This is a genomic window from Variovorax sp. SRS16 (assembly GCF_901827165.1).
Lineage (GTDB): Bacteria > Pseudomonadota > Gammaproteobacteria > Burkholderiales > Burkholderiaceae_C > Variovorax.
Window position 1 is genome coordinate 1,716,738 of sequence record NZ_LR594666.1, and the last position, 21,810, is coordinate 1,738,547.

At 65.5% G+C, this 21,810-nt stretch carries 20 protein-coding genes; 8 read left to right on the forward strand and 12 right to left on the reverse strand.

From position 1 onward, the window contains the following. Positions 1-51 precede the first annotated feature (51 nt). A complete protein-coding gene (locus tag E5P2_RS08325; protein WP_162566654.1) occupies positions 52-993 on the forward strand; it encodes a hypothetical protein in 942 nt (313 codons plus the stop codon). A 34-nt stretch (positions 994-1,027) separates the two neighbouring features. Here E5P2_RS08325 and E5P2_RS08330 read toward each other — a convergent pair whose 3' ends face one another. The 5 genes from E5P2_RS08330 to dnaG all read right to left on the reverse strand — a co-directional run bounded on the left by E5P2_RS08330 (position 1,028) and on the right by dnaG (position 8,748). Continuing rightward, a complete protein-coding gene (locus E5P2_RS08330; protein WP_162566655.1) occupies positions 1,028-1,645 on the reverse strand; it encodes an NAD(P)-dependent oxidoreductase in 618 nt (205 codons plus the stop codon). A 114-nt stretch (positions 1,646-1,759) separates the two neighbouring features. Further along, complete coding sequence (locus E5P2_RS08335; RefSeq protein ID WP_162566656.1) at positions 1,760-2,893, reverse strand: HPP family protein; 1,134 nt, start codon at positions 2,891-2,893, stop codon at positions 1,760-1,762. A gap of 4 nt (positions 2,894-2,897) precedes the next feature. Then, entirely contained in the window at positions 2,898-4,136 is a 1,239-nt protein-coding gene (locus E5P2_RS08340; protein WP_162566657.1) for a multidrug effflux MFS transporter, read from the reverse strand. Positions 4,137-4,256: 120 nt separating this feature from the next. Further along, positions 4,257-6,569, reverse strand: a complete 2,313-nt coding sequence (rpoD, locus tag E5P2_RS08345) for an RNA polymerase sigma factor RpoD (protein WP_162566658.1) — start codon at positions 6,567-6,569, stop codon at positions 4,257-4,259. Between the two features lie 277 nt (positions 6,570-6,846). Next, positions 6,847-8,748, reverse strand: coding sequence for a DNA primase (gene dnaG / locus E5P2_RS08350; RefSeq protein WP_162566659.1), 1,902 nt, complete (start codon positions 8,746-8,748; stop codon positions 6,847-6,849). 82 nt (positions 8,749-8,830) lie between these two features. On the opposite strand from dnaG, the gene E5P2_RS08355 reads away from it, so the two are divergent. Continuing rightward, positions 8,831-9,712: a YihY/virulence factor BrkB family protein gene (locus E5P2_RS08355; protein ID WP_162566660.1), complete on the forward strand. Its 882-nt coding sequence runs from the start codon at positions 8,831-8,833 to the stop codon at positions 9,710-9,712. Here E5P2_RS08355 and E5P2_RS08360 read toward each other — a convergent pair. Beyond that, entirely contained in the window at positions 9,709-10,467 is a 759-nt protein-coding gene (locus E5P2_RS08360; protein WP_162570394.1) for a 3-hydroxyacyl-CoA dehydrogenase, read from the reverse strand. The two genes, E5P2_RS08355 and E5P2_RS08360, sit on opposite strands and share 4 nt — an antisense overlap. A gap of 253 nt (positions 10,468-10,720) precedes the next feature. After that, positions 10,721-11,278: a phasin family protein gene (locus tag E5P2_RS08365; protein ID WP_162570395.1), complete on the reverse strand. Its 558-nt coding sequence runs from the start codon at positions 11,276-11,278 to the stop codon at positions 10,721-10,723. A 209-nt stretch (positions 11,279-11,487) separates the two neighbouring features. Here E5P2_RS08365 and E5P2_RS08370 point away from each other — a divergent pair, with 209 nt between their 5' ends. Beyond that, positions 11,488-11,931, forward strand: coding sequence for an acyl-CoA thioesterase (locus E5P2_RS08370; RefSeq protein WP_162566661.1), 444 nt, complete (start codon positions 11,488-11,490; stop codon positions 11,929-11,931). A gap of 50 nt (positions 11,932-11,981) precedes the next feature. On the opposite strand, the gene E5P2_RS08375 is transcribed toward E5P2_RS08370, so the two are convergent. Both E5P2_RS08375 and E5P2_RS08380 read right to left on the reverse strand, forming a co-directional pair. Then, positions 11,982-12,386, reverse strand: a complete 405-nt coding sequence (locus tag E5P2_RS08375; RefSeq protein ID WP_162566662.1) for a hypothetical protein — start codon at positions 12,384-12,386, stop codon at positions 11,982-11,984. 56 nt (positions 12,387-12,442) lie between these two features. After that, positions 12,443-12,676 carry a CsbD family protein gene (locus E5P2_RS08380; RefSeq protein WP_162566663.1) on the reverse strand — a complete coding sequence of 78 codons (234 nt, stop codon included), beginning with the start codon at positions 12,674-12,676 and terminating at the stop codon, positions 12,443-12,445. Between the two features lie 184 nt (positions 12,677-12,860). Between E5P2_RS08380 and pncB the strand changes: the two genes are divergently transcribed. From pncB to E5P2_RS08405, 5 genes are all read left to right on the forward strand, one after another. Next, positions 12,861-14,072 carry a nicotinate phosphoribosyltransferase gene (gene pncB, locus E5P2_RS08385; RefSeq protein WP_162566664.1) on the forward strand — a complete coding sequence of 404 codons (1,212 nt, stop codon included), beginning with the start codon at positions 12,861-12,863 and terminating at the stop codon, positions 14,070-14,072. 71 nt (positions 14,073-14,143) lie between these two features. Further along, positions 14,144-15,502, forward strand: a complete 1,359-nt coding sequence (locus E5P2_RS08390) for a sodium:proton antiporter (protein ID WP_162570396.1) — start codon at positions 14,144-14,146, stop codon at positions 15,500-15,502. Then, positions 15,499-16,485, forward strand: coding sequence for a 2-hydroxyacid dehydrogenase (locus E5P2_RS08395; RefSeq protein WP_162566665.1), 987 nt, complete (start codon positions 15,499-15,501; stop codon positions 16,483-16,485). Before E5P2_RS08390 ends, E5P2_RS08395 begins: the two co-directional genes overlap by 4 nt. Positions 16,486-16,500: 15 nt before the next feature. Beyond that, positions 16,501-17,844: a DNA recombination protein RmuC gene (locus tag E5P2_RS08400; RefSeq protein WP_162566666.1), complete on the forward strand. Its 1,344-nt coding sequence runs from the start codon at positions 16,501-16,503 to the stop codon at positions 17,842-17,844. Positions 17,845-17,893: 49 nt separating this feature from the next. Then, positions 17,894-19,078: an MFS transporter gene (locus tag E5P2_RS08405; RefSeq protein WP_162566667.1), complete on the forward strand. Its 1,185-nt coding sequence runs from the start codon at positions 17,894-17,896 to the stop codon at positions 19,076-19,078. On the opposite strand, the gene E5P2_RS08410 is transcribed toward E5P2_RS08405, so the two are convergent. The 3 genes from E5P2_RS08410 to earP all read right to left on the reverse strand — a co-directional run bounded on the left by E5P2_RS08410 (position 19,066) and on the right by earP (position 21,799). Continuing rightward, a complete protein-coding gene (locus E5P2_RS08410) occupies positions 19,066-19,932 on the reverse strand; it encodes a TIGR00730 family Rossman fold protein (protein ID WP_162566668.1) in 867 nt (288 codons plus the stop codon). The genes E5P2_RS08405 and E5P2_RS08410 overlap by 13 nt on opposite strands. Positions 19,933-20,024: 92 nt before the next feature. Next, a complete protein-coding gene (efp, locus tag E5P2_RS08415; RefSeq protein ID WP_162566669.1) occupies positions 20,025-20,579 on the reverse strand; it encodes an elongation factor P in 555 nt (184 codons plus the stop codon). 149 nt (positions 20,580-20,728) lie between these two features. Beyond that, positions 20,729-21,799, reverse strand: a complete 1,071-nt coding sequence (gene earP / locus E5P2_RS08420) for an elongation factor P maturation arginine rhamnosyltransferase EarP (RefSeq protein ID WP_162566670.1) — start codon at positions 21,797-21,799, stop codon at positions 20,729-20,731. Positions 21,800-21,810 lie beyond the last annotated feature (11 nt).

Here is a 21,810-nt window from a genome sequence, read left to right on the forward strand (position 1 = left end):
GCGTGGCTTAAGTCGCTCGTAAGCAGGGATCGCCGAGGATTGGGCCTCGACATGGTCCTCAGCAACACCCGCCTGTTCGAACTCCTCAGCGCTGCGATGCCTGTGAGAGCGCTGCGCTCCATTTCCTGCGTCATGGCCAAGGGCCTCGATCAGCGCGGCGCTGCCGTCGCCGCGCTTGCCGTCGTCATGGCATTGACCGCATCTGCCGCACAGGCGTCGAGCGCTGACGAACTGAGCGGCAAGCTGACCTTGCTGCGGGGCCCATTGGACAGGTCGGCTTTCAACCGCCCCCTGATGCTGAATGCGAGCGACACGGCGAACGGACTCCAGGGCGATGTGTACGCCATCGTCGATCATCCCCTTGCAGCGCTCAGCTCGACGCTGAGCACACCTGATGCATGGTGCCAAGCCATGCTGCTGCATGTCAGCAATCGCCGCTGCACGGTGTCGACGGAAGCCGCAGGCTCGACGCTCGCGTTGAGCGTGGTGCGCAAGTACGACCAGCCTGTCGACAGCGCCTTTCGCCTCGTCTTCGACTTTCGCCTGATCGATGCAACACCGCAGCACCTGCAGGTGCAACTTGGCGCGTCAGCCGGTCCTCTGGGCACCAGCAACTACCGGATCGCGTTCGAGGCCATTCCTGCCGATGCGGCGCACAGCTTCCTGCACTTTTCGTATTCCTACGACGAGAACGCCCTGACCAGTGTCGCCATGCAGGCCTACCTGGCCACCTTCGGCCGTTCCAAGGTCGGCTTTAGCGTGCTTGGGCGAACGGCCGATGGGCAACCCGAGTACATCAGAGGCATGCACGGGCTGGTCGAGCGCAACGCCATGCGCTACTTCCTGGCGGTGGATGCCTACCTCGGCGCCCCCAGGGACGCCAATTCCCGACGGAATGCCTGGTACGCCGCCACAGAACAATATCCGCGGCAGCTGCATGAAATCGACCGCCAGACCTATCTTGAATTGAAGGCTGCCGATGACCACCGCTGAGCGCGCATGCTCAGTTGAAAGCGGCATTCACGCGCTAGTACCCGACCGTGAAGCGCTGGTGCGAATGCGCCGGCTTTTCGAACTCGTCGGCCAGCGCGATCGCGTAGTCCTCCATCGAGATCCAGCTCTTGCCATCGGCGGCGGTCAGCAGGCGATCGCCACCGAGGCGGAACTTGCCGGTGCGCTCGCCCGGCGCGAACAGCGCCGAGGGCGACAGAAAGGTCCAGTCCAGGTCTTGCTCGGCCCGCAGGGCCTCGAGGAACACGCGGCCCGCCAGTGCTTCGGGCTTGTAGGCCTCGGGAAATTGGGGTGTGTCGACCAGCGCCTGGCCCGGTGCGACTTCGAGGCTGCCGGCGCCGCCGACCACCAGCAGGCGCGGCACGCCGGCCTGCCTGGCCGCGGCGATGACCGTCGCGGCATCGCTGCCACCTGCGAAGCGGGTGGCGCTGATCACCGCGTCATGGCCACGCAGCGCCGGCGCCAGCGAATCGACCTGCGTCGCATCGGCCTGCTTGAATGCGAGGCCGGGCCGGGCTTCGGCCTGCGCGATGTTGCGCGCGATGCCGGTGACCGTGTGGCCGCGGCGCAGCAGTTCGGTGGCAATGCGGGAGCCGGCACGGCCGGTGGCTCCGAGGATGGCAACGTGGCTCATGGCCGGACTCCTGTTTTCCTGAAGTCGCTATCGTAGGTTGCACCACTCGAACGACAAAGGGCCAACGGCGAAACTGTGTGTTGCCCGGCAGGCCGTCGCTGCGACAGGGTCAGGTCAGCCCTGTGGGCCGACGACACGGTAGAGGGCGCGCACGAAATCCGATTCGGTGACCATGCCGCGCAGCCGTCGCGCCTCGTCGATGATGGGAATGTGGTGATGGCCGCTCTCGGAGAAGATCGGCACCAGCTCGGCCATCGGCCGGTCTTCGCTGGCCACGCGCACCTGCCGGGTCATGATCTCGCCGACCACCTGGGGCTTGTTCGACAGCGCGCTGCGGGTCGCGCGGATGAAGTCGCGCAGCCGTCCGCCGAATCCTTCGTGGTGGGTCAGGTCGATCTGGCGGAAGAAGTCGGCCTGCGTGACGATGCCGACGACCTGACGCGAGCGGTCGATCACGGGCAGCGCCTTGATGTGCCGCGCGTGCATCAGGGCCCATGCTTCCTGGAGCGGCGTGGCAATGGCCACGGAGACCGGGTCGTGCGACATGATGTCGGCACACCGCACCGTGCCGAGCCGGCGCCGCCAGGCCTCGAGTTCGGTCTCGCGGATCAGCAGTTCGAGGTCGTCGCGGCTGATGTCGAGCACCTGGTTGTAGCGCGCCAGCACGGCGTCGATGTCGGCCGAACTGAAGGGCGCATTGCCGGCTGCCGGGCGCGGCGAGAGCTGCACGTGCGGATAGCGCCGACCCGTCAGGCTGTTGTAGACGACGCCGACCAGCACCAGCAGCAGCGAGTTGGCCAGCACCGGAAACAGCGCAAAGCGGAACTGTGTCGCATGCGCGAGCACCGCGAGCAAGGCCACGGCGCCGCCCGGCGGATGCAGGCAGCGCAAGGCCAGCATGGCTGCGATGGCGAGTGCCGTCGCGAGCGCACCGGCCCAGGCCGGATCCGGAATCCATCGGACGCAGGCAATGCCGATCAAGGCCGCGACCGCGTTGCCGCCGATCACCGACCAGGGCTGCGCGAGTGGGCTGGCCGGCAGTGCGAACACCAGCACGGCGCTGGCGCCCAGCGGTGCAATCAGCCAGGCACTGTCGATCGAAGGCTGCGCCAGCGCGCGGCAGACCAGCGCGGTGAGCAGAAGCCCCAACCCCGCGCCGGCGATGGCACGCAGGCGCTCGCGCGTGTTGATCGCCGTTCGGCCCGGCAGCCAGGCGCGCGCTGCCGCGGGCAGTCTCTCGAGCCGCATGCGCTCAGGTCGCCTCGCCAGCCACGCGCCGGCCGATCTCGGGCCAGCGCCCGTGAAGCCAGACCCACGCGACCAGACCCACGCCCATCATCCCGATCGAGGTCAGGGCCATCGCCAATGTGGAGTGCATGACCAGCGGCGCGACCACGCCCGCCACGATGCCGTTGGCGGTGGAGCCGATCACCGCCTGCAGCGACGAGGCCATGCCGCGGCGCGCGGGATGCAAGTCGAGCACCAGCAGCGTGATCACCGGCACCATCAGCGCCCAGCCGAATGCGAACACGGCCAGCGGGAACAGCGCCCAGGCGGCGTTCGCGGTGAAGAGGGCATTGGCCGCGACGTTGACGACCGAGGTCGCAAGCATGATCACGAAGCCGTGGCGGATCTGCCGCTTGGGCGCGACCTTGCCGGCCATGCGGCCGCTGGCCCAGGCGCCGGCCATGATGCCGCCGATGGTGAGCAGGAAGAACCAGAAGAACTGGGTCGGCGCGAGCGCGAGATGGTCACCCAGGAACGCGGGCGCGGCCAGCACGTAGAGGAACATGCCGTTGAACGGCACTCCGCTGGCGAGCGCCAGCAGCAGGAAGCGTGGGTCCGAGCACAGGTCCCAGTAGCCGCGCATCAGGTGCCGGACCTCGAAAGGCTGGCGGTGGCTTCTGTGCAGCGTCTCGGGCAGCAGCTTGTAGTTGGCGCCGAACAGCACCACGCCGACCGCAACCAGGAACCAGAAGACGCTGTGCCAGCCGAGGTGCACGAACAGGAAGCCGCCCACGATCGGCGCGATCGCGGGTGCGACACCGAAATAGATGGTGATCTGGCTCATCACCTTCTGCGCATCGGCCGGTGCGAACATGTCGCGCACCACCGCGCGCGACACCACGATGCCTGCACCGGTCGACAGGCCTTGCAGCGCACGGAAGAACACCAACTGCCCGATGTTCTGCGACAGCGCACAGCCCAGCGAAGCCGCGGTGAACACCGCCAGGCCCCACAACACGACCGGCCGGCGCCCGAAGCTGTCCGACAGCGCGCCGTGGAACAGGTTCATGAACGCGAAGCCGAACAGATAGGCCGAGAGCGTCTGCTGCATCTCGACCGGCGTGGCGCCGATCGACTGCGCGATGCCCGAGAAGGCCGGGATGTAAGTGTCGATCGAGAACGGGCCGAGCATGCCCAGCACGGCAAGTAAAACAGCCAGCGCCCAGCGCGGCGCCTGCCAGATCTTGTGAGCGTCGGGATTCATGGGGAGGTGGCGATGCCTTGTTCGTGAAATACCGCGGATCCGGCTCGGCCGGTCCGCTGGTATTGCCCCTGGCAGGGGGTGGCGTAGCGACACGAAGTGCGCGCAGGCTGGGGGCGAGCTCTACAACGTATCGATGAAGCTGCGCAGCTTGTCCGATCGCGACGGATGCTTGAGCTTGCGCAGCGCCTTGGCTTCGATCTGGCGGATGCGTTCGCGCGTGACGTCGAACTGCTTGCCGACTTCCTCGAGCGTGTGGTCGGTCGACATCTCGATGCCGAAGCGCATGCGCAGCACCTTGGCCTCGCGCGGCGTCAGGCTGTCGAGGATGTCCTTGACCACGTCGCGCAGGCCGGCCTGCATCGCGGCCTCGATCGGCGCCGTGTTGCTGCTGTCCTCGATGAAATCGCCCAGGTGCGAATCGTCGTCGTCGCCGATGGGGGTTTCCATCGAGATCGGCTCTTTCGCAATCTTCATGATCTTGCGGATCTTGTCTTCCGGGATCTCCATCGTCGCGGCCAGGATGCCGGCATCGGGCTCGAAGCCGAACTCCTGCAGATGCTGCCGGCTGATGCGGTTCATCTTGTTGATGGTCTCGATCATGTGCACCGGGATGCGGATGGTGCGCGCCTGGTCGGCGATCGAGCGGGTGATCGCCTGGCGGATCCACCACGTCGCATAGGTCGAGAACTTGTAGCCGCGGCGGTATTCGAACTTGTCGACCGCCTTCATCAGGCCGATGTTGCCTTCCTGGATCAGGTCGAGGAACTGCAGACCGCGGTTGGTGTACTTCTTGGCGATGGAGATCACGAGGCGCAGGTTGGCCTCGATCATTTCCTTCTTGGCATCGCGCGAAGACGATTCGCCTTCGTTCATGCGCTTGTTGATGTCCTTGAGCTGCGTGAGCGGCACCACCACACGCGACTGGATATCGGCGAGCTTCTGCTGGAGTTCCTGCACCGGCGGGATGTTGCGTGCGAGCACCGTGGACCAGGGCTTGCCCGAAGCGGCCTGCTTCTCGACCCACTTGAGGTTGAGCAGGTTGGACGACACGCGGTTGCCGTTCTTGTCGTAGCCGCTGAAGTCGCGGATGAACTCGTCCTGCGGGAAGCCGCACTTGTCCACGATGATGCGGCGCAGCTCGCGCTCTTTCTTGCGCACGTCGTCGACCTGCGTGCGCACGAGGTCGCACAGCTTCTCGATCGTGCGCGCGGTGAAGCGGATGGTCATCAGCTCTTCGGACAGCGAGTGCTGTGCTTTCTGATAGGCCGGCGTGCCATAGCCTTCCTTGTCGTAGATCTTGTGGACCTTCTCGAACAGCAGCGCGATGCGGTCGAAGCGCTCGAGCGCCTCGCGCTTGAGTTCCTCGAGCTTCTTGGTCAGCGCCTTCGAGCCGCCTTTGCCGTCGTCGTCGTCTTCCTCGTCGAATTCGTCGAAGTCTTCCTCGGCCACGTAGTCGTCGGCCTCGTTCGGGTTCGAGAAGCCGTCGACGATGGTCGAGATGACGACCTTGCCTTCACGGATGTCGTTGCCCAGGCGCAGGATTTCCGCGATGGTCGCGGGCGAAGCCGAGATGGCTTCCATCATCGCCATCAGGCCGCCTTCGATGCGCTTGGCGATCTCGATTTCGCCTTCGCGCGTGAGCAGTTCGACCGTGCCCATCTCGCGCATGTACATGCGCACGGGGTCGGTGGTGCGGCCGAATTCGCTGTCGACGGTCGAGAGGGCAGCCTCGGCTTCTTCCTCGGCTTCCTCGACGGTGGTGGCGGTAGGTGCCGTGTTGTTGAGCAGCAGGGTTTCCGCATCGGGCGTCTGCTCGTACACGGCGACGCCCATGTCGTTGAGCATCGTGACCACGACTTCCATGGTCTCGGCGTCGACCAGCTTGTCGGGCAGGTGATCGGAGATTTCGCCGTGCGTGAGGTAGCCGCGCGTCTTGCCGAGCGTGATCAGCGTCTTGAGGCGCGAACGGCGCTTGGCCAGGTCTTCCTCGGAGAGCACGGTCTCGTCGAGGCCGAATTCCTTCATCAAGGCGCGTTCCTTCGCCTTGCTGATCTTCATGCGCAGCGGCTTGACCTTTTCTTCGGTCGCCGTCGCGACCTCTTCGCCGACCAGTTCGTCTTCGATGTCCGACAGGTCGACATCGCTGGTCGGCGCCTCGTTGCCGGCCTTGGGCTTGCGGCCGCGCTTGGCACCGCCGGCGGCAGCAGGCGCGCCGGCCGCCTTGGGCGGACGGCCGACCTTCTTGGCGAGGGTTTTGACGGTTTCGGCGGCAGTAGGAGTCGATTTCGTAGGCACGGTTTTCACTTTCGTTGCGGCTGTCGCCTTGGAGGCAGCGGCGCCTGTTTTAGTTGCCGGCAAAGCGGCAGCTTTCAACGGCTTTTCTGCAACGGCTTTCTTGGCGGCGGATACGGCAGGCTTCTTTGAACTGGGCATACGACCTCGTACAACAGGATGGACCAAGCGGAATCACAGGCGCCAAGAACCCGACGCAGGCAGGAACACGGACAAGGGAGCGAAGAGGAAGCGAATCCTCAGGCACTCTTCAAAAGACAAGATGTCGGGCGAACATTTGGTGTGCAGTCCTTGCGGTGTATTGACCCGTTTCCCGTTGGGAAGTGCATTGCGCATGGGGCCGGCCCGGAGGTGCTGCTGTCGCTCTTGTCTATTTCGCGAGTAGCGAAGCCTTACATTATAGCGCGTCGCGCGCTTTTCAAGTGCTGTCGGGATTGTCCGGCTTGAGGCGGCGGCGCAATTCCAGACGGCGCGCCTCCAGGGCCTTGTAGCGTTCCAGCGCGCGCGGGTCGCTGCCGACCGCTGCGATCGCCTCGCTTTGCTGGGCCTTGAGCCGGTCGTCCAGCATGTAGTCGAGGACGTTGCGCAGCTCCCTGACGGCATCGGCCGCCTGTTCGCCCTCGAGGTCGGGCACGGGGCCGCCGTCCGGGCCGGTCATGACGCGTTCGGCCAGGGCTTCGAATTCCATGCCGCGCAGGCCCTCGCGCAATGCCGCCCAGGGTTGCATGCCGTGTTCGTGCAACTGGCTGTCGAGCCAGGCGAACAGCCGGCCGTGTTCCCCGGGCAGGTCGCACAACATCGCATGCAGCTCGTGGGAGAGCGCCTCCCATTGCGCCATGTTCGACAGCAGGAGCCGCGCTGCGACATCGGGCCGGCCGGGCGGCAGCACGCGGCCGGCGGCGAGGCGCCGGGGTGTCGGAGCGCCGCCGTGGCGCCGCTCGAATGATCGTGTGTCCCCCATCCGGCGGTCGTCCCCTTGCTGACGGAACGAGGGCGCAGGCCGGGCAGCCGGGGTCGGCGCCCACAGTTCGCCGAGCTCCTGGGGACTGAGCTGCACCAGCTCGGCGAATTCGCCCAGCAGCTGGCGCTTGAGGGCGCCATCAGGCAGTGCGCTCCAGAGCGGTCGTGCGTTGCTGGCCAAGTGGGCCCGGCCCTCGGCGCTGCCGAGATCGCAGCCTTCGCGCGCGGCTTCGATCATGAAGCGGCTGAGCGGGGTCGCTTCGTTGACGAAGCGCGCGAAGGCATCGGCCCCGAATTCGCGGATGAAGCTGTCGGGATCGTGTTCGGCCGGCAGGAACAGGAACTTGATGCTGCGCACGTCGCTCGCGTAGGGCAGTGCGCCATCGAGCGCCTTGCGCGCGGCGCGGCGGCCGGCTGCGTCGCCGTCGAAGCTGAACACCACCGACTCCGTGAAGCGGAACAGTTTCTGCACGTGCTCGGGCGTGCAGGCCGTGCCCAGCGTCGCGACGGCGTTCGGGAATCCGAGCTGCGCGAGCGCCACCACATCCATGTAGCCCTCGGTCACGAGGGCATAGCCGTGCTCCCGAAATGCGGCGCGCGCTTCATAGAGGCCATAGAGCTCGCGGCCCTTGCTGAACACGGGGGTTTCGGGCGAGTTGAGGTACTTGGGTTTCTCGTCGCCCATCACGCGGCCGCCGAAACCGATGCATTCGCCCTTGACGTTGCGGATCGGGAACATGACCCGGTCGCGAAAGCGGTCGTAGCGCTTGCCTTCCCCGTTGTCGGTCTCTTCGCCGACGATCACCAGGCCGCTTTCGGCGAGCAGCGGATCGTCGTATTCGGGAAAGACGCTCGCCAGCGTGCGCCATCCGGCGGGCGCATAGCCGATGCCGAATTGCCGTGCGACTTCTCCCGAGACGCCGCGTCCCTTGAGGTAGTCGATCGCCGAGGGCGATTGCCGCAGGTGCTTTCGGTAGGCGTCGCCGGCCTTCTCGAGCACCTCGGTCAGCGTGGCCTGCTTCTGCCGCTGGCCGGCGGCGCGGGCGCGCTCCTCGGGCGAGGCATCGTCTTCCGGCACTTGCAGGCCGTACTGGCCGGCGAGATCGTGCACGGCCTCCACGAAGCCCATGCCGGCGTGCTCCATCAGGAAGCCGATCGCATTCCCGTGCACGCCGCAGCCGAAGCAGTGATAGAACTGCTTGGTCGGGCTGACCGAGAACGAGGGCGATTTTTCGCCGTGGAACGGGCACAGGCCCATGAAGTTGGCGCCGGCCTTCTTCAGCTGAACGTAACGCCCGACGATTTCCACCACGTCGGCACGTGCGATCAGTTCCTGGATGAATGAGGCGGGGATGGTCATGTAGGCGGAGAGCGGCAAATCATACGCAAGCCCTCGTCTGGCTGCCTGCCGGCTGCATACTGGCTGCTCCGAAATCCGACGCATGATTCGCAGCACCTTCACCCACGCAGCGCCGCTGCTGCGCCATCCGCTGAGGTTCGTCTGGGAGGCGCTGAAGGCCTTCAAGGGCAACCAGGGCCTGTTGCTCGCGGGGGCCGTCGCCTACTACGCGCTGTTGTCCATCGTGCCGCTGCTGATCGTGAGCGTGATCGCGCTGTCGCATTTCATCGAGCAGGCGGAACTGCTCAGCACGGTCGGGCGCTATCTGGAGTGGCTGTTGCCGGGACAGTCGCGTGCGATCGTCGCGGAACTGTCGAACTTCCTGGCGCACAGCGACGTGCTGGGGCCGGTGCTGCTGGTCACGATGATCTTCTTCAGCTCGCTCGCCTTCACGGTGCTCGAGAGCGCGATGGCGGTGATCTTTCATCATCGCAAGGCAGAGCGGTCCCGTCATTTCATGGTGTCGGCCGTCATGCCCTACATCTACATTCTGTGTCTGTGCGTCGGGTTACTGCTGGTCACGCTCGTCTCGGGCGCGTTGCAGCTCATCGGCAAGGAGAGCGTGGATCTCTTCGGTTACAGCTGGTCCTTGTCGGGCGTGTCGGGCCTGCTGCTCTATCTGGTCGGCCTCGGCGGCGAGATCTTCATGCTGACCTCGCTCTATCTCGTGATGCCGGTCGGACGTCTTTCGCTGCGCCATGCGCTGCTCGGCGGCGCGACGGCCGCCTTGCTGTGGGAGGTCACGCGCCGGGTGCTGGTCTGGTATTTCTCGACGCTGTCCCAGGTGAATGTCGTCTATGGCTCGTTGACGACGGCGATCGTCGTGCTGCTCAGCCTCGAGATCGCCGCCACCCTCGTGCTTTTCGGTGCGCAGGTGATCGCCCAGTTCGAGCGCCTGGAACGTGACGCCGGAACCCAGGCTTAGCGAGGCGCGAGGCGGATCGCGCCGTCCAGCCGGATCACCTCGCCGTTGAGCATGTCGTTTTCAATGATGTGCCTGGCGAGCTTCGCATAGTCCTCCGGCGTGCCAAGGCGCGAAGGGAAGGGCACGCTCGCGGCCAGCGCGTCCTGCACTTCCTTGGGCATTCCGAAAAGCATCGGCGTGCCGAAGATGCCGGGGGCGATTGTCATGTTGCGGATGCCGCTGCGCGCCAGGTCGCGTGCGATCGGCAGCGTCATTCCCACCACGCCGCCTTTCGAGGCGCTGTAGGCGGCCTGGCCGATCTGGCCGTCGTAGGCGGCGACCGAAGCGGTCGAGATCAGGACGCCGCGCTCGCCGGTGCTTTCGGGTTCGTTCTTGCTCATGGCATCGGCAGCCAGGCGGATCATGTTGAAAGTGCCGATCAGGTTGACGGTGACGGTCTTGCTGAACACGGCGAGCGCGTGCGGCCCGGTCTTGCCGACGGTCTTCTCGGCCGGCGCGATGCCGGCGCAGTTGACCAGACCCATCAGCTTGCCGAGCTTCTGCGCTGCGGCCACGGCAACCTGGCCGTCGGCCTCCTGGCTGACATCGCACTTGACGAAAACGCCGCCGATTTCCTTGGCGACTGCCTCGCCCTTTTCCACCTGCATGTCGGCAATGACGACCTTGCCGCCATTTGCCGACAGCATCCGCGCCGTGCCCTCGCCCAAACCGGAAGCGCCGCCCGTCACGATAAAAACCTTGCCGTCAATTTGCATCTCGATCTCCAAATGATGTGCCGCCATTATCAAAGACCCGGCACCCGCCCCCGCAAAGGGGCATTCGAGAAACACCGCGGAACCGGCTTTGCCGGGCCGCTGGTGTTGCCCCCGGCAGGGGGAAGGAGAAGCGACACGAAGTGCGCGCAGCCTGGGGGCGAGCAAAAAAAAGCCCCGTCCGAGGACGGGGCTGAATTGGATCCCGAAGGACCCAAGGAGACAATCGGCGCCCGCTTCGAGCGGGCTTGGAAAATCAGCGCTTGCGGGCTGCGGTTTGAGCGGTGCTCTTGGCCGCGTTCACAGCGGTGGTCGACACGGCCTGGAAGTTGGCTTCGGCAACGTCGGACGCTTGCTTGACAGCCTTTTGCACGGATTCGAACGCGTTGTTGGCGGCAGCCACTGCGCTCTTCATCACGGCCACGGCCGTTTCCGAACCGGCGGGAGCATTCTTGGCAGCGCTGTCGACCAGGCCGACGAAGGCTTGCTGGGCTTCGGCCGCCTTGACTTCGAAAGCCTTGGTGAATTCGGCACCGGTGCCTTGGGCGATGTCATACAGATGACGGCTGTAGGCGGCGGTCTTTTCGGCCAGGGGCTGGAACAGGCTGGCTTGCAGTGCGAGCAGTTCTTGCGCGTCCTTGACGCTCAGCAGGGCCTGGGCGGTGCCGGCGGCTTCCGTCAGTGCGGCCTTCGAGGCCGTCACGTTCAGCTCGACGAGCTTTTCGACGCCTTCGAAAGCCTTGGTCGTGAGACCGAAGAGGGTTTCGAGGCTGGCTTTTTGGGAGGCGATGATTTGGTCGGCGGTGAGTGCCATGAGGGAGCTCCAGTTGATTGAAAAAAGTGGATTCACGTCGCTGCTCCTCTTGTTTATGTTGCGGTGCAGCATGGCCTCGAGTATAGATAGCCGCGTGCAACGATCAAGCGTTTTCTGCTGCTTTGCAGCAATTTAGAACAGGCTTTCTAAAACGCCGGTCATGAGGTTGCGCGCTCGATGGCTGGAAGGCGCTGGCAGAATCCCCGGCCATGAGCGACAGACCCACGCCCGATTCCCGCAGCAGCTATCGCGTCTTCCGCAGCATCCAGACGCGCTGGGCCGACAACGACATCTACGGGCACGTCAACAACGTCGTTTACTACGGTTGGTTCGACACGGCGGTCAATGCGCTCCTGATCGAGCGCGGTGCGCTCGACATCCACCTTGGAAAGACTGTCGGCTTCGTGGTCGAGACCCGTTGCAACTACTTTGCCCCGCTTGCGTTTCCGCAGACTGTCGAGGCCGGCATCCGGGTCGCGCAGGCCGGCAGTTCCAGCGTGCGCTACGAGATCGCACTCTTCGCCGAGGGCATCGAGACGGCTGCAGCCCAGGGGCATTTCGTCCATGTCTATGTCGATCGGGTGACGCAGCGGCCGGTCGAGCTACCGCCTGCCTTGAGAGCCGTCGTCGACGAGTTGCGCGCGGCGCCATGAAAAAATGGCGCCCGAAGGCGCCATCCATGGTGTGAGACGGCGTTGGCCGGTCACATCTTCTTCATGGCCTTGATGTCGGCCTTGCCCTTGGCCTGGTCGGCCTTGGCCTGTTTTTCGCACGCGCTCTTCTCGGCGCCCTTCTGGTCGTCGCACTTTTCCTTGGCGACGTCATAGGCAGCATCTACCTTCTCTTCCTCGACCTTGCGGGCGTGGCTGTCGCTGGGCTGGTATTGCTGTTCGAGTTCGGCCTTGGCGACGTTCTCCTTGCCCTTGGCTTCCTTCTGGCAGACATCCTTGGCGTTGTCCTTCATCGTGTCGCACTGGGCCTTGGCCGACTTGTAGTCGGCCTCGATCTTGTCCTTGGCCATCTTGTATTCGTCCTTCGTCATCGCGCTGGCGTGCATGGAGACGAAGCAGGTCGACGCGATGGCGAGCATGAGCAGGTGCTTTTTCATGGGATGTTCCCTCGTGGAGTTGGTAAATCGGTGTGTGAGTGGGGCCGGAGTGCAGGTCAATACTTTTCCATCCAGAGCGCCGACGGCGTGCGGCCGTCGCGGGATTCCCAGTCACTGACCTGCTTTTCGGCTTCGTCCCTGCTGATGCCGTGCCGCTCCTGAATGCGGCCCAGCAGCTGGTCCCGCTTGCCGGCGATGACATCGAAATCGTCGTCGGTGAGCTTGCCCCACTGTTCCTTGATCTTGCCCTTGAGCTGCTTCCAGTTGCCCTCGACGGTGTCTTTGTTCATCACGTATCTCCTTCAGATGGGTTGCTTCGCCGGCCTCGAAAGCTCCGGTGGCCGGCGTGAACACACTGTCGCGTCGGCATTTCGATCGACTGGTAGGACGCTCCGCGAAGGGGCCGTAGGCACATGCCGACGCGGCCCGTGATAATCGACCTGCACGACACACCCGGGATCCGCGCGCCGCATCATGATCATTCAAAGCCTGCTCGACACCGATCTCTACAAGTTCACGATGATGCAAGTGGTGCTTCACCACTTTCCGGGCGCGCGCGTCGAGTACCGTTTCAAGTGCCGCAACCCGGGCGTCGATCTGGCGCAGTTCGCGGGCCAGATCCGGGAGGAAGTCCGGCACCTGTGCTCGCTCGGGTTCAAGGATGCCGAACTCGCGTACCTTCGATCGATGCGCTTCATCAAGAGCGACTTCGTCGATTTTCTCGGCCTGTTCCGGCTCAACGAGAAGTACATCAACATCATCCCTCAGGCCTCGGGTGAACTCGAGATCCGCATCGAGGGGCCGTGGCTCTACACCATCCTGTTCGAAATCCCGGTGCTTGCCATCGTCAACGAGGTCTACTTCCGCAACATGCACAAGCAGCCCGACTACGCGGAAGGCCGGCGCCGGCTCGATGCGAAGCTCGCCCAACTGCACGATGCAGGCCTGTCGGATCTGAAGATCGCCGACTACGGCACGCGCCGCCGCTTCTCCAAGGAATGGCACGAAGAGGTGCTGCGCACGTCGGCCGCGAAGCTCGGCGCAGTGAGCGCCGCGCCGCACGTCGGGGAGCGCCTGCCGCAACTGGCCGGAACCAGCAACGTGCTCTATGCGATGAAGCTTGGCCTGATTCCCCTGGGCACCATGGCGCACGAGTACCTGCAGGCCTGCCAGGCGCTCGGTCCGCGGCTGCGCGACAGCCAGATCTACGGCTTCGAGATGTGGGGCCGCGAATACCGCGGCGATCTCGGCATCGCGTTGTCCGACGTGTACGGGATGACCGCTTTCCTGCGCGACTTCGACCTGTTCTTCTGCAAGCTGTTCGACGGCGCGCGCCACGACAGCGGCGATCCCTTCCACTGGGGCGAGCGCATGCTGGCGCACTACACGGCGAACCGGGTCGACCCGCGCACCAAGACGCTGATCTTCAGCGACGGCCTCACGGTGACACGGATCATCGAGCTCTATCAGCAGTTTCGCGGCCGCTGCCAGCTGGCCTTCGGCATCGGCACCAACCTGACGAACGACCTGGGCTACGAGCCGCTGCAGATCGTGATCAAGATGATCCGCTGCAACGACCAGCCCGTGGCCAAGCTGTCCGACACGCCCTCCAAGAACATGTGCGAAGACGAAAGGTACCTGGCCTATCTGCGGCAGGTTTTCGAGATCGCCCAGCCGGCGGGCTGAGGCGCTTCGACTTGGCCCCGAAGCCCCTGCGCCTTTTCGCGCTCGCCGTGGTGGCGACGACGGTCCCCGCGATGGCGATGGCCGCCGATGTCGACGGCAGCAAGCTGTCGCCGCTGTGGGGCGTGCCGTTCGCCGGCATCCTGCTGTCGATCGCGTTGCTGCCGCTTCTCGCGCCGTCGTTCTGGCACCGCCACTACGGCAAGGTGTCGGCCGGCTGGGCACTGGCCTTCCTGCTTCCGTTCGCGGCCGCGTACGGTGCGTCGAGCGCGGGTGCGCAGCTGCTCCATGCACTGCTCGCCGAATACCTGCCGTTCGTCATCCTGCTGGCTGCGCTTTTCACGGTCGCCGGCGGCATTCATGTCCGCGGCAACCTGCACGGCGCGCCAGGGCTCAACACAGCCATCCTCGCGGCGGGCGCAGTGCTGGCAAGCTGGATGGGCACGACCGGCGCTTCGATGCTGCTGATCCGGCCACTGATCCGCGCCAACGACAACCGTGTGCACAAGGTGCACGTGATCGTGTTCTTCATCTTCATCGTGTCGAACGTGGGCGGTGCGCTCACGCCGCTGGGTGATCCGCCGCTGTTCCTCGGCTTCCTGAAAGGCGTCGACTTCTTCTGGACCGCGAAGCACATCCTTGCCGAGACGCTGTTCCTGCTCGGCCTGCTGCTGGCCGTGTTCTGGGTGATCGACAGGCACTACTACCGCAAGGAGGGCGTCCTCCCCATCGATCCGACGCCCGACACGCAGGCGCTCGGCTTCGACGGCGCCGCCAACTTCGTGTTGCTGGCGGCCATCGTCGGGCTCGTGCTGCTGAGCGGCTTGTGGAAGTCGCCCATCGTGTTCGACGTGCATGGCACGCCGCTCGGCCTGCCCGGCATCGTGCGCGATGTCGGCCTGATCACGATCGCGTTGATCTCGCTGAAGATCACCGCGCCCAGCGTTCATGCCGACAACCAGTTCGACTGGGAGCCGATGCGCGAGGTGGCCAAGCTCTTCGCCGGCATCTTCCTGACCATCATTCCAGTGATCGCGATGCTCAAGGCGGGTATCGACGGACCCTTCGGCGCGGTCGTCTCCGCCGTCACCCGCGCCGACGGACAGCCGGAGCCCGCGATGTATTTCTGGGCCACCGGGCTTCTGAGCTCGTTCCTGGACAACGCGCCGACCTATCTCGTCTTCTTCAACACCGCCGGCGGCGTCCCGCAGACGTTGATGACCACGCATGCCGCCACGCTGGCAGCCATCTCGGCGGGCGCGGTGTTCATGGGTGCCAACACCTACATCGGCAACGCGCCCAACCTGATGGTCAAGGCCATCGCTCAAAGCCGCGGCGTGCGCATGCCGAGCTTCTTCGGCTTCATGATGTGGTCCGGTGCCATCCTGATGCCGCTGTTCATCCTCTCCACCTTCCTCTTTTTCCGACCATGAGCAAACCCAAGATCCTCGTTGCCCGCTCCGTGTTTCCCGAAACGATTGCCCGCCTCGAAAAACACTTCGAGGTCGAGACCAATCCCGGCGACAACAGCTGGACCAAGGCGCAGTTGATCGAAAAACTCAAGGACAAGCAGGGTGCCTTCACCGCCGGCAGCGAGCGCATCGATGCCGAGGTGCTCGATGCCTGCCCGGGTCTGAAGATCTGCGCCAACATGGCGGTCGGCTACAACAACTTCGATGTCGATGCCATGACCGCCCGCGGCGTGCTCGCCACCAACGCACCGGACGTCCTCACCGAGACCACCGCCGACTTCGGCTTCGCGTTGCTGATGGCCACTGCGCGGCGCATCGCCGAGAGCGAGCATTTCCTGCGCGCGGGCAAATGGACCCAGTGGTCTTACGACATGTTCGCCGGCTCCGACATCCATGGCGCCACGCTCGGCATCATCGGCATGGGGCGCATCGGCCAGGGCATCGCGAAACGCGGCGCGCACGGTTTCGGCATGAAGGTCATCTATCACAACCGCTCGCGGCTCGACGCGGCGCTGGAAGCCGACTGCAAGGCCCGCTACGTGAGCAAGGAAGAACTGCTGAAGACCGCCGACCATGTCGTGCTCGTCGTGCCTTACTCGCCGGCGTCGCACCACACCATCGGCGCCGCCGAACTCGCGCTGATGAAGCCGAGCGCCACGCTCGTGAACATCGCGCGCGGCGGCATCGTCGACGATGCGGCGCTGGCCGCAGCGTTGCGCGACAAGCGCATCGCCGCCGCCGGGCTCGACGTGTTCGAGGGCGAACCGAAGGTGCATCCCGACCTGCTCACGGTGCCCAACGTCGTGCTCACGCCGCACATCGCCAGCGCCACGGTGCCGACGCGGCGCGCCATGGCCGATCTGGCTGCCGACAACTTGATCGGCTTCCTCGTGAACGGCAAGCCTGTCACGCCCCTCAATCCCGCGGTTCTCGCGGCCAAGTAGACAGCGAAGCACGTGTTGGAACTCTGGATCCTGCTGGCCCTCGCGGCCCTGAATTTCATCCTCGTGGTCTGGCTGCTGCTGCGCAAGTCGCCGCCGCCCGATCATGCCGCGCTGATCGCCACGCTGGGCGCGGCCAACGAGCGCATCGAGCGCGAACTGCGCCACGAGATCAGCGAATCCTCGCGCGGCGCGCGGCAGGAGACGGCACAGGCCTTCTCGACCTTCCAGCAGGCGCTGGTGCAGCAGGGTGCCGAATCCACGCGCACGCAGAACGCGCAGATCGATGCCTTCGCGCAGCAGCTCACGTTGTTGCAGAAGACGCTCGCGGACACGCTCAGCACGCAGCTCCAGAGCCTGAGCGAATCCAATGCGCGCCGGCTCGCCGAGGTGCGCGCGACGATGGAGACCCAACTCGCGCAGCTCCAGCAGAGCAACACCGCGAAGCTCGACGAGATGCGCAAGACGGTCGACGAGAAGCTCCAGAGCACGCTCGAGGCACGGCTGGGCGAGAGCTTCAAGCAGGTGGCCGACCGGCTCGAGCAGGTGCACAAGGGCCTGGGCGAAATGCAGACGCTGGCCGTCGGCGTCGGCAGCCTGCAGCGCGTGCTGACCAACGTCAAGACGCGCGGCGTGTTCGGCGAAGTGCAGTTGGAGGCCTTGCTCGAACAGGTGCTGACCATCGACCAGTACGCGCAGCAGGTCGAGACCAAGCCGCGCAGCGGCCAGCGCGTCGACTTCGCGATCCGCTTTCCCGGGCGCGGCGGCGATGGGGCACCCGTCTGGCTGCCGATCGATGCCAAGTTTCCGCGCGACGACTACGAGCGCCTGCTCGATGCGCACGAGCGGGCCGATGCGCCGGCTGCCGAGCTCGCGGCCAAGGCACTCGAGGCGCGCATCCGCAGCGAGGCCAGGTCCATCGCCGAGAACTACCTCGCCGCGCCGCACACCACCGATTTCGCGATCCTGTTCCTGCCGGTCGAAAGCCTCTATGCCGAAGTGCTGCGCCGTCCCGGCCTGATGGATGCGATCCAGCGCCAGCACCGCGTGACGCTCGCGGGGCCGACCACGCTGCTCGCCATGCTCAACAGCCTGCACATGGGCTTTCGAACGCTGGCGCTCGAACAGCAGGCCTCCGAGGTGTGGAAGGTGCTCGGCGCGGTCAAGACCGAATTCGAGCGCTATGGCGAATGGGTGGCGCGGATCAAGGAGCAGGTGGCCAAGGCCTCCGACACGCTCGACAAGGCCGATACGCGCGCCAAGCAGATGCGCCTTGCCTTGCGCAAGGTCGAGGCATTGCCCGAAGCGCAGACGCAAGCCCTGCTGCCGCCCGCCGACAGCGAGGACGACAGCACGCCGTGACCGATTCCTGCGCCGGCGATGAGACGATCCGAGCGGAGCACGCGCTTCGATGAATGCAGGCCTGCTTCGATTGATCGCTGCGCAGATCTGTCTGCATGCGGCGATGACGGGGACACGGCTGGCCGCGCCGCTGCTGGCGCTGCGCGACGGCCATAGCGCTGCCGCGGTCGGCGTGCTGCTCTCGCTGTTCGCATTGACGCAGGTGTTCCTGGCCCTGCCGGCCGGCCGCTACACCGACCGGCACGGGCTGCGGCGGCCTTTGCTGATCGCCGTCGTCGCGGCCACGACCGGCGCAGCGATGGCGGCCTTGCTGCCGGTCTTCATCGTGCTCTGCGTGGCGGCGCTGCTGACGGGCGGTGCCACGGGTATCGCCGTGATCGCGCTGCAACGCCACGTCGGCCGCGCGGCGACCGATCCGACCCAGCTCAAGCAGGTGTTCAGCTGGCTGGCGATCGCGCCGGCCGCGGCCAATTTCGTCGGGCCGTTCGCCACCGGCCTCTTGATCGATCATGCGGGACGCAGCGAGGGCGACCTGATGGGCTATCGCGTCGCCTTCGGGATGTGCGCGCTGTTGCCGCTCGCGTGCTGGTGGCTCGCGCGCGGCACGTCGGAGCTGCCGCCGGTGCCGTCAACGGCCAGTGCCGCGCGGCCCCGCGCCTGGGACCTGCTGGCGCAACCGATGTTCAGGCGCCTGCTGTTCGTGAACTGGCTGCAGTCGGCGTCATGGGACGTGCATACCTTCGTGCTGCCGCTCCTCGGGCACGAGCGCGGATTGAGCGCCTCGATGATCGGCGGCATCCTCGGTGCATTCGCGGCGGCCGCTGCGGCGATCCGTGTCGTGTTGCCGGTGGTGGCTTCACGCTTCAGCGAACGCGCCGTGATCACCGCGTCGAACGTCATCACGGCGCTGGTGTTCGCTGCCTATCCGCTGATGACTTCGGCGCTCGGGATGGGCGTCTGCTCGGTGATGCTGGGCGTGGCGCTCGGTGCCGTGCAGCCGATGGTGATGAGCATGCTGCATCAGATCACGCCGCACGCGCGGCACGGCGAGGCGCTGGGCCTGCGCCTGATGACGCTCAATGCCTCCAGCGTCGCGACGCCGATGCTGTTCGGCGCGGGGGGCGCATTGATCGGCGTGGCCGGCATGTTCTGGATCGTCAGCGGCGTGGTGGCGCTCGGCACGCGCTCGGTGTGGGGTCTCCAGGTCCCTGCCGCAGGGCATCAAAGCTTGTAGAAGCGCCTGATCGCGTCCCAGGCGTCCTGCGGCGCGTCCACGTACTCGATCAGCTTCACGTCGCCGGGCGAGATCACGCCTTCCTCCGCCAGGAACTCGAAATTGATCGACTGCTTCCAGTAGTCCGAGCCGAAGAGCACGATCGGCACCGGCTTGGCCTTGCGGGTCTGAACCAGGGTGATCACCTCGAACAGCTCGTCGAGCGTTCCGAAGCCGCCCGGAAACGCGACCAGCGCCTTCGCCCGCATCATGAAGTGCATCTTGCGGATCGCGAAGTAGTGGAACTTGAAGCTGAGCGCCGGCGTGACGTACGGGTTGGCTTCTTCTTCCATCGGCAGCGCGATCGCGAGGCCGACCGACAGGCCGCCGCCTTCATAGGCACCGCGGTTGGCGGCCTGCATGATGCCGGGGCCGCCGCCGGTGCAGACGAAGAGCTTGTCCTGCGGCTCCTTGTCGTTGCTGTATTGCGCAACCATCCGGCCGAAGGCGCGCGCTTTCTCGTAGTAGTGAGAGTTGCGCGCCAGCTTGCGCCAGCGCTCCGCCGCGACGGTGTCGCCGGCCGCTTCGGCCTGGGCGATCAGCGCGCCGGATTCCTCCTCGCTGCGAAAGCGCGCGCTGCCGAACACCACCACCGTGTTCTCGATGCCGTGCTCGCGCATCTCGATGTCCGGCTTCATCAGCTCGAGCTGCATGCGCAGCCCGCGCGTTTCGCGGCGCAGCAGGAACTCGGGATCGGCAAAGGCCAGACGCGAGGGATCCGGGTCGAGCGGCAGCCCCTTTTCGGAATGGGCCCGGAGCGTGGCCCAGGCGTCGGCAAGGCGCTTGTCGTGGAGATCGTGTGAGTTGTTGGGCATGGTGAGGCGATGAACGGTGCTGGATTGTGCGCGCCGCAGCGTGCGCAAAAAAGGCTCCCGCAGGAGCCTCGTGGATCCGCCGGCGACGACGTTCAGACGCGCTTGCGGTACTCGCCGGTGCGGGTGTCGATCTCGATGCGGTCGCCCTGTGCCACGAAGAGCGGCACACCGACCTCGAAGCCGGTCGAGATCTTGGCCGGCTTCATGACCTTGCCCGAGGTGTCGCCCTTGACGGCCGGCTCGGTCCAGGTGATTTCGCGCTCGACGCTGGTCGGCAGCTCGACCGAAATGGCCTTGCCGTCGTAGAACACCACTTCGACCGGCATGCCGTCGTCGAGGTAGTTGAGCGCGTCGCCCATGTTCTCGGCCTCGACCTCGTACTGGTTGTATTCCGAGTCCATGCAGACGTACATCGGGTCGGCGAAGTAGGAATAGGTGCATTCCTTCTTCTCGAGCACGATCTGGTCGATCTTGTCGTCGGCCTTGAAGACCACTTCGGTGTTGAAGTTGGCGATCAGGCTCTTGAGCTTCATGCGCACGGTGGCGGAATTGCGGCCGCCGCGGCTGTATTCGGTCTTGAGGACGACCATCGGGTCCTTGCCGTGCATGATGACGTTGCCGGCGCGGATTTCTTGAGCGATTTTCATGATCAGGGTCTCTGGATGTTGGCCGCTCGGTGCGTCTTCGGGCCTGTTGGAGTTCAGGGCCCTTCGGCGCATTCACCGCGGCGGGTTCAGCGGAAGGTGCGGCCGGAGTCGACACTGACCACCGCCGGAAATCCGCAAAGCCTGCAATTTTAGCTTTTTTGGGCGACGAAGCGCCGCAACCGGGTCAAGAGATCGTCCTGGGCAAGCAGCCGCGCACGCGCTGCGAGGGCCGCGGCGCGCCACGAAGCCAGGGTTGCATCGTCGAGAAAGGGGAGGGTGCCCGCGCCCATGCCGTTCCAGAGATGGTGGAAATCATGCAGCGAGCGGGGTGCCTGCGCCCAGGCCAGAAAGGCGTCGAGCTTCATGTGATGGGCGTCGTCGTCCTGGGGATAGATCTGCCAGACGAAGGGTGCGCCGGCCCAGAGCGCACGGACCAGCGAGTCTTCTCCGCGCACGAAATTCAGGTCGCAGGCCCAGAGCAGGCGGTCGTAATCCGTCTGCGGCAGATGAGGCAGCCATGAGATCGACAGCGCGCCGCGCCGCGCCGGCCCCGGCGGCAAGGCCGCGGCGGCACGTCCCGCGGTCACCAGCAGGCGCGTCGGCGACGCCGATTGCTCGAGTTGGGCGATCAGGTCCGACAGCGCGGCCGGTTCGTAACAGAACAGGGAGGCCAGGCGCTCGCCTTGCCATGCAATGCCTTGCTGTGCGAGCCACGCACCGCGGTCGAAGCGCTCGCGGCATGCGAGCAGGTCGGGTTCGCGCAGCACGCCGCCCGTCGCGGCCGTGAAGCCCGGATAGAAGAAGTGCTTGGTCAGGCCGTCGCCCGGCCCCCGGAAGACCGGCGAAGGCAGGCCGTGAAGTCGTTCCACATAGGGCTCGGCCGACAGGTACTCCAGATTGATCCATCCGCGCTTCGTTGCGCCCCGGCGCGCGCCGGCGGCGTAGCGGGCAATGACCGATGGGGCCGGCTCGCAGCCGAAGGCCTCGATCAGCACATCCGGCGCCGGCTGCGTGTCGGCATGCCGGTCGGCAGCTTCTTGCGTCCATGCGATCACGGTGACGCCTTCGAAACCCCGGGGCGCCATCCATGCCAGTGCCGAAGGATCGTCGATCCACAGCCTGACCGTCTCCCCCTGGGTTGCCAGCCCGCAGGCCAGCCGCCAGCAGACGCCTACATCGCCATGGTTGTCGATCACCTTGCAGAAAATGTCCCAGCGCATCGCGGGATACT

Coding starts and splice junctions, on each gene's coding strand:
- E5P2_RS08360 (WP_162570394.1), bottom strand. CDS start 10,467: ATGCAAATTGACGGCAAGGTTTTTATCGTGACGGGCGGCGCTTCCGGT.
- E5P2_RS08380 (WP_162566663.1), bottom strand. CDS start 12,676: ATGAACAAAGACACCGTCGAGGGCAACTGGAAGCAGCTCAAGGGCAAG.
- E5P2_RS08325 (WP_162566654.1), top strand. CDS start 52: ATGGTCCTCAGCAACACCCGCCTGTTCGAACTCCTCAGCGCTGCGATG.
- E5P2_RS08370 (WP_162566661.1), top strand. CDS start 11,488: ATGAGCGACAGACCCACGCCCGATTCCCGCAGCAGCTATCGCGTCTTC.
- E5P2_RS08395 (WP_162566665.1), top strand. CDS start 15,499: ATGAGCAAACCCAAGATCCTCGTTGCCCGCTCCGTGTTTCCCGAAACG.
- E5P2_RS08330 (WP_162566655.1), bottom strand. CDS start 1,645: ATGAGCCACGTTGCCATCCTCGGAGCCACCGGCCGTGCCGGCTCCCGC.
- dnaG (WP_162566659.1), bottom strand. CDS start 8,748: ATGACCATCCCCGCCTCATTCATCCAGGAACTGATCGCACGTGCCGAC.
- E5P2_RS08405 (WP_162566667.1), top strand. CDS start 17,894: ATGAATGCAGGCCTGCTTCGATTGATCGCTGCGCAGATCTGTCTGCAT.
- rpoD (WP_162566658.1), bottom strand. CDS start 6,569: ATGCCCAGTTCAAAGAAGCCTGCCGTATCCGCCGCCAAGAAAGCCGTT.
- E5P2_RS08335 (WP_162566656.1), bottom strand. CDS start 2,893: ATGCGGCTCGAGAGACTGCCCGCGGCAGCGCGCGCCTGGCTGCCGGGC.
- E5P2_RS08365 (WP_162570395.1), bottom strand. CDS start 11,278: ATGGCACTCACCGCCGACCAAATCATCGCCTCCCAAAAAGCCAGCCTC.
- earP (WP_162566670.1), bottom strand. CDS start 21,799: ATGCGCTGGGACATTTTCTGCAAGGTGATCGACAACCATGGCGATGTA.
- E5P2_RS08375 (WP_162566662.1), bottom strand. CDS start 12,386: ATGAAAAAGCACCTGCTCATGCTCGCCATCGCGTCGACCTGCTTCGTC.
- E5P2_RS08355 (WP_162566660.1), top strand. CDS start 8,831: ATGATTCGCAGCACCTTCACCCACGCAGCGCCGCTGCTGCGCCATCCG.
- pncB (WP_162566664.1), top strand. CDS start 12,861: ATGATCATTCAAAGCCTGCTCGACACCGATCTCTACAAGTTCACGATG.
- efp (WP_162566669.1), bottom strand. CDS start 20,579: ATGAAAATCGCTCAAGAAATCCGCGCCGGCAACGTCATCATGCACGGC.
- E5P2_RS08410 (WP_162566668.1), bottom strand. CDS start 19,932: ATGCCCAACAACTCACACGATCTCCACGACAAGCGCCTTGCCGACGCC.
- E5P2_RS08390 (WP_162570396.1), top strand. CDS start 14,144: ATGGCGATGGCCGCCGATGTCGACGGCAGCAAGCTGTCGCCGCTGTGG.
- E5P2_RS08340 (WP_162566657.1), bottom strand. CDS start 4,136: ATGAATCCCGACGCTCACAAGATCTGGCAGGCGCCGCGCTGGGCGCTG.